The organism is Longispora urticae (genome assembly GCF_053902585.1).
In genome coordinates this window covers 123,908-141,061 of the sequence record NZ_JAQZSH010000007.1, presented here as the reverse complement: position 1 = coordinate 141,061, position 17,154 = coordinate 123,908, and the positions used below count along the sequence as shown (strand labels likewise).

The following is a 17,154-nucleotide window of genomic DNA, read 5'->3' as shown; positions in this document are numbered from 1 at the left end:
GCCGCCTCGCGGGCGCCCCACAGGCCACGCCCCACCCAGGCGCACCCGGCGGCGCACCGCGACCTCCCCGGCCCCCGTGGGCATGCGGAAGGGCCCCGGCGCTGCGCGCCGGGGCCCTTCCTACGAACTACGTGCTACCTACGCCTTGCCGCCCGCGAGCTTCTCGCGGAGAGCCGCGAGCGCCTCGTCGGTGGCGAGGGTGCCAGCCGGCTCCTCGGGGGCCTTGGAGGCCGTCGGGGTGCTGCTGGTGCTCATGCTGGTCGCACCGGAGCCACCGGTCGGCGTGCCGACCGTGACGGGCTGCGGGTTCTCCGCGGCCTCGGCGTCGGCGACACGGGCCGCCTCGACCTGCTTGGCGTGCGCCTCCCAGCGGACGCGGGCGTCGGCGTACTGCTTCTCCCACACCTCACGCTGCGCGTCGAAGCCCTCGAGCCACTCGCCCGTCTCCGGGTCGAAGCCCTCCGGGTAGATGTAGTTGCCGGCCTCGTCGTAGGTGGCAGCCATACCGTAGAGGGTCGGGTCGAAGTGCTCGTCGCCCTCGACGAAGCCCTCGTTCGCCTGCTTGAGCGAGAGCGAGATCCGCCGACGCTCGAGGTCGATGTCGATGACCTTGACGAGAACGTCGCCGTTGACCTGGACGACCTGCTCCGGGATCTCCACGTGGCGCTCGGCCAGCTCGGAGATGTGCACCAGGCCCTCGATGCCGTCGTCGACCCGCACGAACGCACCGAACGGAACCAGCTTGGTGACCTTACCGGGCACGATCTGGCCGATCTGGTGGGTCCGGGCGAACTGACGCCACGGGTCCTCCTGCGTCGCCTTCAGCGACAGGGAGACGCGCTCACGCTCGAGGTCGACGTCGAGAACCTCGACCTCGACCTCCTGGCCGACCTCGACAACCTCGGACGGGTGGTCGATGTGCTTCCAGGACAGCTCCGAGACGTGCACGAGGCCGTCGACGCCGCCGAGGTCCACGAACGCGCCGAAGTTGACGATCGAGGACACGACGCCCTTGCGGACCTGGCCCTTGGCGAGCTTGTTGAGGAACTCGGTGCGGACCTCGGACTGGGTCTGCTCGAGCCACGCACGGCGGGACAGGACCACGTTGTTGCGGTTCTTGTCCAGCTCGATGATCTTCGCCTCGAGCTCACGGCCCACGTAGGGCTGGAGGTCGCGGACGCGCCGCATCTCGACCAGGGAGGCCGGCAGGAAGCCCCGGAGGCCGATGTCCAGGATGAGACCACCCTTGACGACCTCGATGACGGTGCCGCGAACGACGCCGTCGTCCTCCTTGATCTTCTCGATCGTGCCCCACGCGCGCTCGTACTGGGCGCGCTTCTTGGACAGGATCAGCCGACCCTCCTTGTCCTCCTTCTGGAGAACGAGGGCCTCGATCTGGTCGCCCACAGCGACCACATCGGCCGGGTCAACGTCGTGCTTGATCGACAACTCGCGCGAGGGAATGACGCCCTCGGTCTTGTAGCCAATGTCGAGCAGGACCTCGTCCCGGTCGACCTTGACGACGGTGCCTTCGACAATGTCACCGTCGTTGAAGTACTTGATGGTCAGATCAATGGCGGCGAGGAAGTCTTCCTCAGAGCCGATGTCATTGATTGCGACCGTATTCGTCGAGGAGACCTCGATGCTGCTCGTCATGTGGGCAGGTGCTCCGGTTGGGTTGTCGATCGTGTGTGCGGTGCGTCCGTGGGCCCATCCGCCGGCCTCTGCCAGCAGTTGCGGGCCTGCTCCCTGCCGAGACGCGCGACCCACCAACGCGTCGTCCAGCCTACCCCGCCCAATACCACACGGTCCAACCGTCCCCCGGCATAATGTCACGCCGTGAACCAAACGCACACCGCCCGAGGGGCCACCACCCGAGCTGAGAGCCGGCAGGCGAACACGCACTGGTGGGACAGTGACGCAGATCACTACCATGCCGAACACGGGGAATTCCTCGGCGAGGTGCGGCTGCGCTGGTGCCCCGAGGGGCTCACCGAGGAGCAGGCCGGGCTGCTCGGCCCGGTCGCCGGGAAGCGGATCCTGGAGATCGGCTGCGGGTCGGCGTCCAGCTCTCGTTGGCTGCGTACGCAGGGTGCGGAGGTGGTCGCGACCGACCTGTCCGCCGGCATGTTGCGGCACGCCGTCGCGGGCAACGACCATTCGGGGGTACGGATCCCGCTCGCCCTCGCCGACGCCGAGTGCCTGCCCTTCCGGGACGGCGCGTTCGATGTGATCTTCACCGCATTCGGGGCCGTTCCGTTCGTGACCGACTCGGCTCTCGTGATGCGCGAGGCGGCCCGGGTGCTGCGCCCCGGAGGCCGGTGGGTGTTCTCCGTCACGCACCCGATGAGATGGATCTTCCCGGACGATCCGGGCGAGGCCGGGCTGGTCGCGATCCACTCGTACTTCGACCGGCGGCCCTACGTCGAGTACACCGACGGGGTGCCCACCTACGTCGAGCACCACCGGACGCTCGGCGACCGGGTCCGGGAGATCGTGGCCGCCGGCCTGACCCTCGTCGACATCGTCGAGCCCGAGTGGCCCGAGGGCCACACCCAGGAGTGGGGCCAGTGGAGCCCGATGCGCGGGAGGATCTTCCCCGGCACCGCGATCTACGTGACCACGAAGCCGGAGTAGGCCCGGGGCCACGCCGCGCGGGCCGGGCGTGGGGCGCCCCGGTCGGGCAGGGCACCCGACAGCCCCGGCTCCGCGGGACGCCCCACCAGCGGGCCGGGTGCGGCGGTCACGCGCGGCGGATGGCCGGGAGGGTGAAGGCGGCGGCGACCGAGGCCGCGATGAGGGCCCCGCAGACCGCGCACGCCGCCGGCACCCCGACCGCCGTGCCGAGGAGCCCGAAGAGCGTGAACGAGACGGGTACCAGGCCGAGGCCCTGGAGGACGAAGATGGAGCCGACCCGGGCCCGGTACCCGTCGGGGATCAGGTTCTGGGTCGACCCCGCGAGCAGGGAACCCGCGACGCCGCCCGACGCGCCGATCGCCACCATGGCCGCGCACACCGCCGGCAGGGTCGGGCCGTAGCCGACGAACACCACGCCGACCGCCTGGACCAACATCACCCACAGGCCGATCGTGACCGGGCGGGTCCACTTCCGGGCGAGCAGGACCAGCAGCGCGCCGCCCGCGCCGCCCACCCCGAGCGAACCGAGCATCCAGCCCTGCCCCGTCGCGCCCCAGCCCTCGGCCACGGAGCGGAGCGGCACGGCGAGGTTGACCGGGCCCGTCACGCAGAACTCGAGGGTGGTGAGCACCAGGAACACGCCCCGGAGCACCGGCTGGCCGATCACGAAGCGCAGGCCGTCGCCCACCTCGGCGAGGAGGTTGCGGCGGGGCTTCGCCTCGCGTACCCCCCTGGTTTCGAACTGGGGTCTGATCTTCGCCAGGATCAGCACCGAGAGGGCGAAGCTGACCGCGTTGACGCCGCACGCGAGCGGGAAGCCGCCGACCGCGACGAGCAGGCCGCCGAGCGGCGCCCCGAGCAGCAGCGCGCCCCGGTTGGCGAGCTGGCGGGCGGCGACGGAGGCGGGCAGCTGCTCGCCGGGCAGGATCAGCGCGGGCAGGGCGGTGACCGCCGGCATGTACGCCGCGTCCACCGCGCCGAACACCAGCGCCGCCCCGACGAGCAGCCACATCGACGTGCCGCCCAGGCCGGCCAGCGCCGCGACGGCCATCACGAGCACCCGGAACGCGTCGGAGACCAGCATCAGCTTCCGCAGGCCGATCCGGTCGCCCAGCGCGCCGCCGAACAGCATCAGCACCGCGCGCGGGATCGAACTGGCCATCGACACCAGGCTGGTGAGCAGCGGGTCGCCGAGCTGGGCCGCGGAGAAGGCGAACGCGATGAAGTAGATCTGGTCGCCGACGAGGGACAGCCAGTAGCCGGCGAGCCAGCCGAGGAACGTGGGGTTGCGGTAGGGCCGCTGCGGCGTGGTCGCCGGGGCCTCGACGGCGGCGGTCACGGGACGTAGGGGAAGGCGTGGGCGAACAGGTAGACGAACTGCCGGTCGTCGGACTCGTCGACCGGCCGGCCGCCCCAGCGCCGGAACAGCTCGGCCAGCTCGGCCGTGAACTCCGCCAGCTCCGCGCGGTCGACCCGGATCGCGCCGTTGGTGCTCCACGACGCGTCGCGCCACTCCGCCGGCCAGTCGTCCTGGTTCTTCAGGTAGCCGTCGAGCAGTTGGAAGCGGCGGCGGATCGTGTCGGCGGTGAGCGCGTCGGAGATCGCCCGGCCCTCGCTGCCGGCCGGGAAGTCGCCCTCGCTCCAGCTGATCCCGCCGGGCACCGACCGCCACCAGCGCTCGCGGCCGTCCCGGGCCAGCTCCGGGGCCTCGACGACGAAGCCGAACCGGGAGAGCTGGTGCAGGTGGTAGCTGACCTTGGCGACGGCCAGGTCGACCCGCTCGGCGAGGGTGCTCGCGGTCGAGGGGCCGAAGGTGTTGAGGAGGCCGTAGAGGCGCATCCGGAGCGGGTGGGTGACCGCCTTGAGGACCGCGGGGTCCTTGATCGGCGTGGTCTTCTCGGTCATGTGTGCAAGATTAGTTGCACAATTTAAGTTGCGCAAGATTTCTTGACTAAGTTTCGACGGGGCGCGGCTGGCTCAGGTCGCTCAGTGGGGCGGGGGCCTCCACCGGGTCCCTTAGCGGAGCAGAGCCTCCCGCAGGTCGCTCAGCGGAGCAGGGCCTCCACCAGGTCCGAGCCCAGCCTGCCGACCGCCGCCAGATCCAACCGGTGCAGCGTGTACCGGCCGCGCCGCTCCCGCTCCAGCAACCCGGCCCTGTGCAGTACGGCCAGGTGCCGGGACACCTCCGGGGCCGACAACTGCCACGCCTCCGCCAGCTCCCCCGTCGTGTGCGCGCCCCGCGCGAGCAGCCAGCACAGCCGCATCCGGGCCGGGTTCGACAACGCCTCCATCCGCCGGCGCACCAGATCCAGCGGGACCACGGCCTCCGGGGCCACCGGGTACTGCACCACCGGCCGCCAACCCGGCTCGTCCGAGACCACGAGGTGCGGCCAGCCGAACGCCGTCGGCGCGAAGGTGATCCCCCGCTGCTCCGCGGTGGCCGTACTGACCCGGAGCTTGTCGATCAGCAGCTTCGTGCCCCGCACCGACAGCGCCGGGGACATCGCCCCGACCGCCGCCGCCAGCCCCTTCCGGCGGTACAGCTCGGACTTGTCCCGCGCGTCCGTCACCAGCCGCACCCGGACCTGCCGCCACGCCTCGGCGAAGAACGCGGACTCGCAGTCCTCGAACAGGCGGCGCAGCCAGGCGCGCAGGCCCGGGAGGTCCGTGAGGAGGCGGTCGACGAACTCGGCCTGGGCGGGGCCGCGGGCGCGGGAGAGGTCGCGGGCGCGGGCGGCGGCGCGGTCCCCGGGGGTCCCCGGGGCAGGTGCGGCCCGACCGGCCGGCTCCGGGCCGACTCCGGCCGGGTCGGCGGTTCCCTGAGGGCTGAGTGCCTGGTAAGGGTGTCGCGGGTCGGCAGGCTCCGGCTCCGCTAGGTCGGGAGCGGCCCGGGCGGTCGCGCCCACGGCGTTCGGCCGGGCGGCAGGCTGCGCCCGTCGGGCCGGGCCCGGGCGGGTGCGGCGGGCCCGCCGGTCGGCCCCGCAGGCCGGGATGAACGCGGCGTACCGGAACGTGTCCTCGTCCAGCGCGTCCAGGTCGTCGAGGTCATCGGCGAGAGTGGCGCGGACGGCGGACGGTACCAGGAAATCCGCCCTGCCCACCTGCCACAGGAAACTCGCCGCGTCGATCCGGTCCGCGAGATCCGCCGGCAACGTCGCCGCCACCGCCGCCGCCCAGGCGTGCTGCGCGGGATGGTGCGTCGGGGCGCTCAGCACGTGCAGAACGCTGATCAACTCGCCCAGCGGCGACGGGCCGAACGCGACCTGCGGATCCGGCCCCAGCTCGATCGTCAGGGTCACCCCCCGATCCTCGCAGGCCCCCGGGGACCGCCCCGCCGGAGTTGACGATGATCGTCAAGTGGCTGCCCGGCCCGGTCCCCCGGCGGCCACCGTGGCGGGCATGAGACTTCACGCGCTGGCGGCGGTCGGGGGCAGCCGCCGGTACTCCGGGGCCCTCTTCGTCGACGCCCTCGGAGCCGGCCTGCTCCGCCCGTTCATGCTGCTCTACGGCCTGCGGGTCCTCGACCTCGGCCTCGCGCCCACCGGGGGCGCCCTCACCGTCGGCCTCCTCGTCGGACTGGCCGCGATCCCCCTCGCCGGCCGGTGGATCGACCGCTCCGGCGGCCGGTGGCCCGTGATCGGCGCGCTGCTGATCCGGGCCGCCGGGGTGGTCGTCCTGCTCGCCGCCGACTCGCTCGGCACGTTCGTCGCCGCGGCGGTACTGCTCAGCTGCGGCACCCAGGTCTGGCCGGCCGCACACGCCGCCGTGGTGAGCGCGCTCGTGGCCGGGCGGGAACGGGATGTCGCGCTGAGCGCGGGGCGGGCCGTGCGGAACGCGGGACTCGGGGTCGGGGCGTTGATCGCGACCGTGACGTTGGCGGACGGGGCCGGGGCGCTGCGGGGGCTGGCCGTGGTGAGCGGGGTCGGGTTCCTGATCGCCGGGGGGCTGGTGTGGGGGGTGCGGGTGCCGGAGTTGGGGCGGGTGTCGGCATCGGGACGGGGGCCGGAGTTGGGGCGGGTGCCGGCGTCGGGGCGGGTCGCGGAAGGGGCCCGGTCGGTCGGGGCGGCGGGCGCTGTGGGCGCGCGGGCGGCGGAATCGACAGCTGAGGATTCGGATCCCGCCGGTGACCGGCCTCTGGTGCCCGCTGACACGTCTCGGTCACGCAGGAGTGCGGCGAACACACATTCCACACCGACAACCTTGACGGGTACGCGGCCGGCGCGCGCGACGGTTGACGGCCCGGACCTGGCAGGCGTGCGGCGGGAAGGCGGGAATGCCCTTGGGGTGGGGTCCGGATCAGGCTCAACATCCCGGACAGGCTCGACGACCCGAGCAGGGGCCATCTCCGGGGCGGGCTCCACCTCGGGGGCAGGCTCCGAGTCCAGGGCGAGCTCCACCTCCGCAGCGGGCCCCGAGTCCAGGGCTGGCTCCACGTCGGGAACGAGCTCCACCTCGGGAGCGGGCTCCACCTCGGGAGCGGGCTCCACCTCGGGGGCGAGCTCCACCTCGGGAGCGAGCTCCGAGTCCAGGGCGAGCTCCACGTCGGGGGCGGGCTCCATGGCGGAGGCAGGCTCCGGGGTCGTGGCGGGCCCGGAGTCGGGGGCGTCCGGTGGCACGACGACACGGCGTGGGGTGCGGGGACGGCGGGCGTTTCTGGTGCTGTTCCTGGGGAACCTGCCGTTCGCGCTCATGTTCGACGTACTCGAGGTGGCGCTGCCCGCCGTGTTCCTCGAACAGCTCGGCAGCGGCGCGGCCTGGCCCGGGGCCGTGTTCATCGGGAACACCGTCCTGGTGATCGCGCTGTCGGTGCCCCTGGTCGTCCGGTTCGCGGGCCGGTCCCGGCGGAGCGTGTTCGGGCTGGCGGGGCTCGCGTTCGCGGCCGCGTACCTGGGCATTCTCGGTGCCGGGAGCCTGGGCGGACTCGCGGGGACCCTCGGGGTCGCGGCGTGCGCGGTGGTCTACACGGTCGCGGAGATCCTGTACTCCGGCACCGGAACGGCCCTCGTGATCGCCGCCGCTCCCCCGGGGCGCCTGGGGCGGGCCCTGGCCCGCTGGGAGCTGTCCACAGGGCTCGGCAAGGCCCTGGCGCCCCTGGTGCTGACGGGACTGTTCGGGGTGGCCCCAGCGGCGGTGTGGGTGCCGTTGGCGGTCGCGACCGGGGCGGCCGGCCTGGTGGTCGCCAGATACGGCCCCCGGGACCCGACGGACACCCCCGCGCCGGTCAGCCCCGTCGAACACGCCAACACGGTGGTACCGGTCGGCCCTGCCACCACTCGACGGAGCAGCTCGTGCCCCGACAAGTGGTCGCCCGGGGCCGGACCGGTTCGCGTCGGTGGCTAGTGGCCCGCCTCCGACCAGTCCGCGCCGGCCCCCACCGACACCTCCAACGGCACCGCCAGCTCGTGCGCGGCGCCCATCTCCCGGCGCACCACCGTCTCCAGTCGCTCGCGCTCGCCCGGCGAGACCTCGAAGATGAGCTCGTCGTGCACCTGGAGCAGCATCCGCGACGCCAGGCCCTCGGCGCGCAGGGCCTTGTCGACCCGGAGCATCGCGACCTTGATGATGTCGGCGGCGGTGCCCTGGATCGGGGCGTTGAGGGCCATCCGTTCGGCCATCTCGCGGCGCTGGCGGTTGTCGCTGTTCAGGTCGGGCAGGTAGCGGCGGCGGCCGAGGAGGGTCTCGGTGTAGCCGTCGGTGCGGGCCTTCACGACGATCTCGCGGAGGTAGTCGCGGACCCCGCCGAACCGTTCGAAGTAGCCGTCCATCAGGACCTGGGCCTCGCCGGGGCTGATCCCGAGCTGCTGGGACAGGCCGTAGGCGGACAGGCCGTAGGCGAGGCCGTAGGACATGGCCTTGATCCGGCGGCGGTGCTCCGGGGTGACCTCGTCGGTCTCGAAGACCTTGCGGGCGACCGTGGTGTGCAGGTCCTCGCCGGACTGGAACGCGGCGATCAGGTCGGCGTCCTCGGAGAGGTGCGCCATGATCCGCATCTCGATCTGGCTGTAGTCGGCCGTCAGCAGGGTCTCGTAGCCGGAGCCGACGATGAACGCGCGGCGGATCCGGCGGCCCTCCTCGGTGCGGATCGGGATGTTCTGCAGGTTCGGGTCGGTGGACGACAGCCGGCCGGTCGCGGCCACCGTCTGGTTGAGGGTGGTGTGGATCCGGCCGTCGTCGGAGACGCTCTTGAGCAGGCCCTCGACCGTGGACTTGAGCCGGGCGACGTCGCGGTGCCGGAGCAGGTGCTCCAGGACTGGGTGCTGGGTCTTCTCGAACAGGCCCTGCAGGGCGTCGGCGTCGGTCGTGTACCCCGTCTTGATCTTCTTGGTCTTCGGCAGCCCGAGCTCGTCGAACAGGAGCTGCTGCAGCTGCTTCGGGGAGCCGAGGTTGAACTCGCGGCCCGCCACCGAGTACGCCAGCTCGGCGGCCGACTTCACCTCGGCAGCGAAGTGCGCCTCCAGCTCCGACAGGTACTCCGTGTCGGCGGCGATGCCCGCGCCCTCCAACCCGGCGAGCAGCACGCCGAGGGGCTGCTCCAGGTCGACCAGCAGCGAACCGGCGGCGCCCTGGCCGGCGAGCTCGGCGGTCAGGGTCTCGGCGAGCTCGCGGGTGGCGGCGGCGCGGAGCATGAGCGCCTGGGCCTCGCTGTCGGAGTCGGCGCCGAGGCCGTCGAGGGTGAGCTGGCCGTTGGCGGGCTCGTCGGTGCGCAGGTCGCGGCCCAGGTAGCGGCGGGACAGCTCGGCCAGGTCGTAGCTGCGGGCATCGGGGCGGGCCAGGTAGGCGGCCAGGGCGGTGTCGACGGTCAGGCCCGCCAGGGTCCAGCCGTGCGCGCCGAAGCCCCACAGCGCCGGCTTCGCGTCGTGGACCGTCTTCGGCCGGGCCGGGTCGGCCAGCCAGGCGGCGACGGCGGCCTCGTCGGCCGGGTCGAGGCCGGTGGTGGTGAACCAGGCGGAGGACTCGGGGCCGGACACCGCGACGGCGTCGATGCTGCCGGTGCCCCGGCCGAACGTGCCGGCGAGCGCGACGCCCGCGGTGGCGGGGCCGAGCTGGGCGAGCCAGCCGGCGACCTCGCCGGAGCCGAGGACCACGCCGTCGAGGCTGGCCATCGCGTCGGCGGCCTCCGGCTGGTCGGAGCCGAGGATGCCGGTGAGCCGCTCGCGGAGCACCCGGAACTGGAGGGTGTCGAAGACCTGGTCGATCTCCTGCGGGTCGCCGCCGGACCAGGTGAGGTCGTCGGGGGCACAGGGCAGTTCCAGGGTGCGGAGCAGCTTGTTCAGGCTGGCGTTGCGGATCACGGACGCCAGGTGCTCGCGGACCGCGTCGCCGACCTTGCCCTTGATGTCGTCGACCCGGGCGATGATGGTGTCCAGGTCCCCGTATTGGTTGATCCACTTGGCGGCCGTCTTCGGGCCGACCCCGGGCACGCCCGGCAGGTTGTCGGAGTCCTCCCCGACCAGGGCGGCCAGGTCCGGGTAGCGGTCGGGGGTCACCCCGTACTTCGCCTCGACGGCGGCCGGGTCGAACCGGTTGAGCACCGAGACGCCCTTGACCGGGTAGAGCACCGTGACGTGATCGTTGACCAGCTGGAACGAGTCGCGGTCGCCGCTGGCGATCAGCACCTCGAAGCCGGCCGCGACGGCCTGGGTCGACAACGTGGCCAGGATGTCGTCGGCCTCGAAGCCGGGCATCTCCACATACGTGACGCCGAGGGCGGTGAGCACCTCGTGGATCAGGGAGACCTGGCCCTTGAACTCGTTGGGGGTCTCGGACCGGCCGGCCTTGTACTCCTCGTACTGCTCCGTGCGGAAGGAGCGGCGGGAGACGTCGAAGGCCACCCCGACGTGGGTCGGCTTCTCGTCGCGGATCAGGTTGATCAGCATCGAGGTGAAGCCGAAGACAGCGTTGGTGGGCTGCCCCGTCGTGGTGGCGAAATTCTCCACGGGCAGCGCGAAGTACGCCCGGTATGCCAGCGAGTGTCCGTCGAGGAGCAGCAGCCGTTTCACGCAGGTGAGCCTAGTCGCTGCCTATGACAAAACCCGCTCCGCCCCACGCCCGGGACGACTCCGCCCCGCCCTCCCGGAGGAGTGGCGGGGCGGAGCCGGCTGGAACCAGTACCCGGATGATGCCTTTAGAGAACTTTGGACAGGAACGCCTTGGTGCGCTCGTGCTGCGGGTTGGCCAGCACCTCGCGCGGCGCGCCCGCCTCGACGATGACGCCGCCGTCCATGAACACCAGCGAGTCGCCCACCTCGCGGGCGAAGCCGATCTCGTGGGTGACGACCATCATCGTCATACCGGACCGGGCCAGGTCCCGCATCACGTCGAGCACCTCGCCGACGAGCTCCGGGTCCAGAGCGCTGGTCGGCTCGTCGAACAGCATCACCTTGGGCTCCATCGCCAGCGCCCGGGCGATCGCCACCCGCTGCTGCTGGCCGCCGGACAACTGGCTCGGGTAGGCCCCGCCCCGGTCGCCCAGGCCGACCCGGGTGAGCAGCTCCAGGGCCTTCGTCTTGCACTCGGCCCGGGAACGGCCCAGCACCTGCGAGGGCCCCTCCATGATGTTCTCCAGCGCCGTGAGGTGCGGGAACAGGTTGAACCGCTGGAAGACCATGCCGATGTCCCGGCGCTGGGCGGCGATCTCCTTCTCCCGCATCTCGTAGAGCTTGTCGCCCTTCTGCCGGTAGCCGATCAGGTGCCCGTCCACGGTGATCTGGCCCGCGTTGATCTTCTCGAGGTGGTTCACGCAGCGCAGCAGCGTCGACTTGCCGGACCCGGACGGGCCGAGCACGCAGCACACCTCGCCGGCCGCGATCTGCAGGTCGATGCCCCGCAGAACCTCGTGCAGACCGAATCTCTTGTGTACGCCGGAGATCGTGATCATCGGTTGCCTCCGAACCGCCAGAAGGCGCCCTGGTTGCGCCGTTGCCCGGCGCCGAACTTCCGCTCCAGGAACGCCTGGACGACCATGAGCAGGCTGGCGATGAACAGGTAGTACAGCGCGGCGGCCACGAGCATCGGGAACACGTTGAACGTCGCGGACCCCACGGCCTTGAGCTGGTAGAACAGCTCGAAGATGACGGGCGCGAACGCCAACAGGGACGTGTCCTTCAGCATCGCGATCGTCTCGTTGCCGGTCGGCGGCACGATCACCCGCATCGCCTGCGGCAGCACGATCCGGCGGAGGATCCGGCCCTTGGGCATGCCCAGCGCGGCCGCGGCCTCCGACTGGCCCTCGTCCACCGACTGGATACCGGCCCGGACGATCTCGGCCATGTACGCGGCCTCCGACAGCCCCAGGGCCAGCATGCCCGCGACGAACCCGGTGATCAACGTCGCCGAGTCGAAGCCGAACAGCCTGGCCTCGAAGTTGTCGATGCCGAACAACGCGCCGATCTGGCGGTCGAACGGCAGCCCGAACTCGAGCCGCTTCCACAGGAAGCCGAGGTTCGCGAACAGGACGATCAGCACGACCCGGGGCATCGCCCGGAACACCCAGGTGAACAGCCACGCGGCGGTGGACAGCACCGGGTTGTCGGAGAGCCGCATGATGGCCACGATGATGCCGAGCACAACGCCGATCGTCATCGCGATCGCGGTGCCGCCGAGCGTGCCGCGCAGCAACCCGTCGATGACCGGCGGCCGGAACGCGTTGTCGGCCATGAACGCCCAGTCGAACCCGGCGTTCGTCACCAGCATGTGCACGAACATCGCGCCGAGCACCGCGAGCACGGCGACGGCGACCCAGCGCCACGGGTGCCGGACGGGTACGACCTTCAGCGGCCGTACCCCGCCCGGGATGTGCTTCTCACTCACGACGGGTTGATCTCCGAGGTGCCGGGGAGCTTGCCGTCCTGCACGTTCCACTTCTTCAGGATCGCCTCGTACGTGCCGTCGGCCACCAGGGCCTTGTGCGCGTCGCGCAGCGCCTCGGCGAACGCCTGCTGGTCCTTGCTCAGCACCCAGCCGTACGGGGCCGAGTCGTAGATCTTGCCGAGCAGCTCGAGCTTGCCGCCGGTCTTGGCGACCGCGTCGACGCAGACCGGGGAGTCGGCGAGCATCGCGTCGTCCTTGCCGGACGCGACGGCCGCGGTGGCGTCGGCCTGGGCCTGGTACGGCGAGACCTTGATCTCCGGCTTGCCGGCCGCCTTGCACGCCGCCTGCTTCTTCGGCAGGTCCTCGGTCTCCTGCACGGTGCCGGTCTGCACGGCGATCTTCTTGCCGCACGCGTCGTCCGGGGACACCTTCTGCGGGTTGCCCTTCGCGGTGATCCACTGCGTGCCGGCGCTGAAGTAGCTCACCATCAGCGTGTTCTTCTTGCGCTCGTCGTTGATGGTGAACGAGGAGACGCCGGCCTCGTACTTGCCCGACTGGACACCCGGCAGGATGTCGTCGAAGGCGCTCGTCGTCCACTCCGTCTTGAGCCCGAGCTTGGCGGCGACGGCGTTGAACAGCTCGACGTCGAAGCCGATCACGGTCTTGCCGTCCGCGTCGAGGTACTCGTTCGGCGGGTAGGTCGAGTCCACACCAATGCTGATCTTGCCGTCGGCCTTGATCGCGGCGGGCACCTTGTCGGCGAGGGCCTTGTCGACCGTCGTCTTCGCGGTGGCGTCCGTCTTCGGGGCAGCGTTCTCCTTCTCGCCACAGCCGGCGATCCCTGCCATCAGGGCGACCGTGCCGAGAACCGCCAGAACCTTGCGCACGGGGTCTCCTCCCAGAGTTTGCGTGGCCCGGCGGGCGGGCCGGGCCACGTCGAGCACTAGCTCAGGCCACACCCAGGTAGGCCTCTTGCACGGACGGGTCGACGAGCAGTTCGGCACCGGTGCCGGACTTGACGATCCGCCCGGTTTCCAGGACGTACGCGCGGTGCGCCCGGGAAAGCGCCTGCTGCGCGTTCTGCTCCACCAGCAGGATCGTCGTACCCTGCTGGTTGATCTCCGTGATGATCGAGAAGATCTGCTGGATCAGGATCGGCGCGAGGCCCATCGACGGCTCGTCGAGCAGGAGCAGCGTGGGTCGGGCCATCAGTGCCCGCCCGATCGCCACCATCTGCTGCTCGCCGCCGGACATGGTGCCGCCGACCTGCTTGCGCCGTTCGGCCAGCCGGGGGAACAGCCCGAAGACCCGCTCCAGGTCCGCCTTGATCCCGGCCTTGTCCCGACGGGTGTAGCAGCCCATCTCCAGGTTCTCCAGCACCGTCATGCCCGGGAACACGCCCCGGCCCTCCGGCGACTGGCTGATCCCGCGGATCACCCGGCGGTCGGCCCGCTCCTTGGTGATGTCCTTGCCGTTGAACCGGATCGAGCCCTGCGACACCGGGCGCAGCCCGGAGATGGCCCGCATCGTGGTGGACTTGCCGGCGCCGTTCGCGCCGATCAGGGCCACGATCTCGCCCTCGCCGACCTCGACGCTGATGCCGTGCAGGGCCTGGATCCGGCCGTAGTGCAGCGACATGTTCTCGATCTCAAGCAGCATCTTCAGGCACCCCCAGGTACGCGGCGACGACCTTCGGGTTCGCCCGGACCTCCGCCGGACTGCCCTCGGCGATCTTCTTGCCGAACTCCAGCACGACGATCCGGTCCGTGACGCCCATGACGAGGCGCATGTCGTGCTCGATGAGCAGGACGGTCAGGCCCAGGTCACGGATCTTGCGGATCAGCTCCAGCAGCCGGGCCTTCTCGGTCGGGTTGAACCCGGCCGCCGGCTCGTCCAGGCAGAGCAGCTTCGGCTCGGTGGCCAGCGCCCGGGCGATCTCCAGGCGGCGCTGGTCGCCGTAGGACAGGTTCTTCGCCTGCTCGTCGGCGTGCGCGGTGATGCCGACGAAGGTCAGCAGCTCCAGCGCCTTGTCCCGCGCCGCGCGCTCCTCGGCGATGTAACGGGACACCCCGAACGTCTTCGCGGCCGCCAGCCGGACCTTCGCCCAGGCGCGCACGACCGGGTTCCCGCCCTCGGGGACCACGGGCAGCGTGTGCTCGTTGCCGCGGACCCGGCTGATCCGGAACAGCGCGCCGGGCACGCTGGTCTGGTGCCGGACGTCCGTGCCGACCAGCACGTTCTCCAGCGCGGTCATCTCGGGGAACAGCCGGATGTTCTGGAACGTCCGGGCGATGCCCATCCGGGTGATCGCGTACCGGGGCCTGCCGCTGACCCGGTCACCGTCGAAGGTGACCTGGCCCGACGTCGGCTTGTACACGCCGGTCATCACGTTGAAGCAGGTGGTCTTGCCCGCGCCGTTCGGTCCGATCAGGCCGAGGATCTCGCCCTTGCGGACCTCGAAGTTGACCTGGTCGAGGGCCACGAGGCCGCCGAACTTCAGCGTGACGTTGTCGACCCTCAGCAGGGTCTCGGTCGGGGCGTCCGTCGCCACGGAGGTGCTCGTCTGGTCGCTCACGCGGTCGCCTCCTCTGCCACGACCGGCGGCTGGGAGCTGCGGTACCGCTTGGGCAGCAGACCCTTCGGCCGGAAGGTCATGACGATGATCAGTGCCAGACCGAAGGCCAGCAGCCGGTACTCGCCGGTGTTCAGCTCGACGCCGAACAGTTCGATCCCGCGCAGCCGCTCCGGCAGGTACCACACCAGGATGGCGCCGAGCGTGACACCGGCCAGGTTGCCGGCACCGCCGACCACGACCATCGCGACGAACAGGATGGAGGTGAGCAGGTCGAAGCTGTTGGAGCCCATGAACGCCTGCTTGCCGGCGAACAGCGCGCCCGCCAGGCCGCCGAGCGCCGCGCCGATCGCGAACGCCCACAGCTTGAACTTGAACGCCTGCACGCCCATGATCTCGGCGGCGTCCTCGTCCTCGCGGATCGCGACCCACGCCCGGCCGACCCGGCTGTGCTCCAGGCGGCGCGAGGCGTACATGCAGAGGATGACGCAGGCGAGGGCGAGCCAGTACCAGCCGAGGCTCGTCGCCGACCCGAAGATGGGCAGCGTGCCCCAGGCGGGGTCGAGGAAGCCGCCGCCGCCCTCCGGCCAGGTGCCGGGCGGGTACGGGATGTTGCCGATGCCGCGCTGGCCGTTCGTGAACGCCGAGTTCTGCGCGACGAGCCGGACGATCTCACCGAAGCCCAGGGTCACGATGGCGAGGTAGTCGCCCCGGACCCGCAGCGTGGGCCAGCCGAGCAGCACCCCGGAGATCATGGTGACCGCGATGGCGATCGGGACGCAGATCAGCCACGGGTACTTGGTGGCCAGCGGCGACTGCGGGGAGCCGAACAGGGCCACCGAGTACGCGCCGACGGCGAAGAACCCGATGTAGCCGAGGTCGAGCAGGCCCGCAAGGCCGATGACGACGTTGAGGCCGACCGCGACGACGATGTACATCGCGACCGTGAACAGCACCGTGGTGAAGTCGATCTTCGTGGTACGGATGATCGGGTCGATGATCGGGATCTGGACCCGGGGCAGCACCACCAGCAGCAGGACGAACGCGAGCCCCGCCGCGAACCGCCAGCCCTTCGGGATCGCCCGCCAGCGGTCCCCCATCTTGGCCAGGAGGCCGAGCCGACGGCCGTCGGCCTTCCGCAACTTGTCGATCATGCTCGAGCCCTCCCCATCGACTCGCCCAGCAGACCCGTCGGCCGGAACATCAGGATGAGAACCAGGACGGCGAACGGGACGACGTTCATCCAGATCGTGCCGAAGATGCCGGCGCCCCAGTTCTCGGCGAGGCCGAGCAGCAGGCCGCCGATGAGCGCGCCCCGCAGGTTGCCGATGCCGCCGAGCACGGCCGCGGCGAACGCCTTGACGCCGAGCAGGAAGCCCACGTCGTACTGCGCCGAGCCGACCTTGACGATGTGCAGCAGCGCCGCGCCGCCGGCCATCAGGCCACCGATCATGAAGATCAGCATGATCACGCGGTCGCGGTTGACGCCCATCAGGGCCGCCGCGTCCGGGTTCTGGGCCACGGCGCGCACGCCCCGGCCGAGCCGGGTGCGGTTGATGAACTGCTCCAGGCCGAACATCATCACGACCGCCGCGACGACGATCATGATCTGGACGTTGTCGACCGACGCGCCGAAGAGCGAGAAGACCTCTTTCGGCTGTACCAGCGTGATCGCGCCCTTGAGCTTGCGGTCCGTCAACAGACCCACGGCCTCGAACAGCACCACCGAGGCGCCGATCGCCGTGATCAGGAAGACCAGTGAGGGCGGATTCTTCCGCCGGAGGGGCCGGTAGGCGACCCGCTCGACGAGCAACGCCGTGCCCGCTGATGTCAGTGACGCCGCGACCAGGCCCGCCACGAGAAGGGCGATCACGACTCCGGTACCCGGACGCTGGGCGTTCAGGTCGTAGCCGAGCATGTCCCAGGCGATGATCACCGCGAACGTCCCGGTCATGAAGACCTCGGAGTGCGCGAAGTTGATGAGGCGGAGAACGCCGTAGACGAGCGTGTAGCCGAGCGCGACGAGCGCGTAGATGGCGCCCTGAGTCAGCCCCCCGACCGACAGGCTCCAGAAATTGTCCAACCAGTAATCGAAATGCACAGCAGACCCCCACTGGCCCCTTGTCTTATGGACT

General features: G+C 71.1%; 14 protein-coding genes. 2 read left to right on the top strand and 12 right to left on the bottom strand.

Annotated elements, in window-relative coordinates:
- Positions 1-138 precede the first annotated feature (138 nt).
- Entirely contained in the window at positions 139-1,656 is a 1,518-nt protein-coding gene (gene rpsA, locus PT931_RS03590) for a 30S ribosomal protein S1 (RefSeq protein WP_363728527.1), read from the bottom strand.
- A 183-nt stretch (positions 1,657-1,839) separates the two neighbouring features.
- Here rpsA and PT931_RS03585 point away from each other — a divergent pair, with 183 nt between their 5' ends.
- On the top strand, positions 1,840-2,637 hold the full coding sequence (locus PT931_RS03585; protein WP_456244249.1) for a class I SAM-dependent methyltransferase: 798 nt from the start codon (positions 1,840-1,842) through the stop codon (positions 2,635-2,637).
- Positions 2,638-2,743: 106 nt separating this feature from the next.
- Here PT931_RS03585 and PT931_RS03580 read toward each other — a convergent pair whose 3' ends face one another.
- From PT931_RS03580 to PT931_RS03570, 3 genes are all read right to left on the bottom strand, one after another.
- Positions 2,744-3,976 (bottom strand): MFS transporter, encoded by a 1,233-nt coding sequence (locus PT931_RS03580; RefSeq protein WP_456244248.1) that lies wholly within the window; start codon positions 3,974-3,976, stop codon positions 2,744-2,746.
- Complete coding sequence (locus PT931_RS03575; protein WP_456244247.1) at positions 3,973-4,542, bottom strand: ArsR/SmtB family transcription factor; 570 nt, start codon at positions 4,540-4,542, stop codon at positions 3,973-3,975. The genes PT931_RS03580 and PT931_RS03575 overlap by 4 nt, the downstream gene beginning before the upstream one ends.
- Positions 4,543-4,682: 140 nt before the next feature.
- Positions 4,683-5,936: a DUF5937 family protein gene (locus PT931_RS03570; RefSeq protein WP_456244246.1), complete on the bottom strand. Its 1,254-nt coding sequence runs from the start codon at positions 5,934-5,936 to the stop codon at positions 4,683-4,685.
- A gap of 100 nt (positions 5,937-6,036) precedes the next feature.
- On the opposite strand from PT931_RS03570, the gene PT931_RS03565 reads away from it, so the two are divergent.
- Complete coding sequence (locus PT931_RS03565) at positions 6,037-7,977, top strand: MFS transporter (protein WP_456244245.1); 1,941 nt, start codon at positions 6,037-6,039, stop codon at positions 7,975-7,977.
- On the opposite strand, the gene polA is transcribed toward PT931_RS03565, so the two are convergent.
- The 8 genes from polA to PT931_RS03525 form a co-directional block, all read right to left on the bottom strand.
- A complete protein-coding gene (polA, locus tag PT931_RS03560) occupies positions 7,974-10,637 on the bottom strand; it encodes a DNA polymerase I (RefSeq protein ID WP_456244244.1) in 2,664 nt (887 codons plus the stop codon). The two genes, PT931_RS03565 and polA, sit on opposite strands and share 4 nt — an antisense overlap.
- Positions 10,638-10,762: 125 nt before the next feature.
- Entirely contained in the window at positions 10,763-11,515 is a 753-nt protein-coding gene (locus PT931_RS03555) for an amino acid ABC transporter ATP-binding protein (RefSeq protein ID WP_363728520.1), read from the bottom strand.
- Positions 11,512-12,447 (bottom strand): amino acid ABC transporter permease, encoded by a 936-nt coding sequence (locus PT931_RS03550; RefSeq protein ID WP_456244243.1) that lies wholly within the window; start codon positions 12,445-12,447, stop codon positions 11,512-11,514. Before PT931_RS03550 ends, PT931_RS03555 begins: the two co-directional genes overlap by 4 nt.
- Entirely contained in the window at positions 12,444-13,334 is an 891-nt protein-coding gene (locus tag PT931_RS03545; RefSeq protein WP_456244242.1) for an ABC transporter substrate-binding protein, read from the bottom strand. Before PT931_RS03545 ends, PT931_RS03550 begins: the two co-directional genes overlap by 4 nt.
- A gap of 61 nt (positions 13,335-13,395) precedes the next feature.
- Complete coding sequence (locus tag PT931_RS03540) at positions 13,396-14,106, bottom strand: ABC transporter ATP-binding protein (RefSeq protein ID WP_363728518.1); 711 nt, start codon at positions 14,104-14,106, stop codon at positions 13,396-13,398.
- On the bottom strand, positions 14,096-15,022 hold the full coding sequence (locus PT931_RS03535; protein ID WP_456244241.1) for an ABC transporter ATP-binding protein: 927 nt from the start codon (positions 15,020-15,022) through the stop codon (positions 14,096-14,098). The genes PT931_RS03540 and PT931_RS03535 overlap by 11 nt, the downstream gene beginning before the upstream one ends.
- A complete protein-coding gene (locus tag PT931_RS03530) occupies positions 15,019-16,173 on the bottom strand; it encodes a branched-chain amino acid ABC transporter permease (protein WP_456244240.1) in 1,155 nt (384 codons plus the stop codon). The genes PT931_RS03535 and PT931_RS03530 overlap by 4 nt, the downstream gene beginning before the upstream one ends.
- Positions 16,170-17,120, bottom strand: a complete 951-nt coding sequence (locus PT931_RS03525) for a branched-chain amino acid ABC transporter permease (protein WP_363728516.1) — start codon at positions 17,118-17,120, stop codon at positions 16,170-16,172. Before PT931_RS03525 ends, PT931_RS03530 begins: the two co-directional genes overlap by 4 nt.
- Between the last annotated feature and the right edge of the window lie 34 nt (positions 17,121-17,154).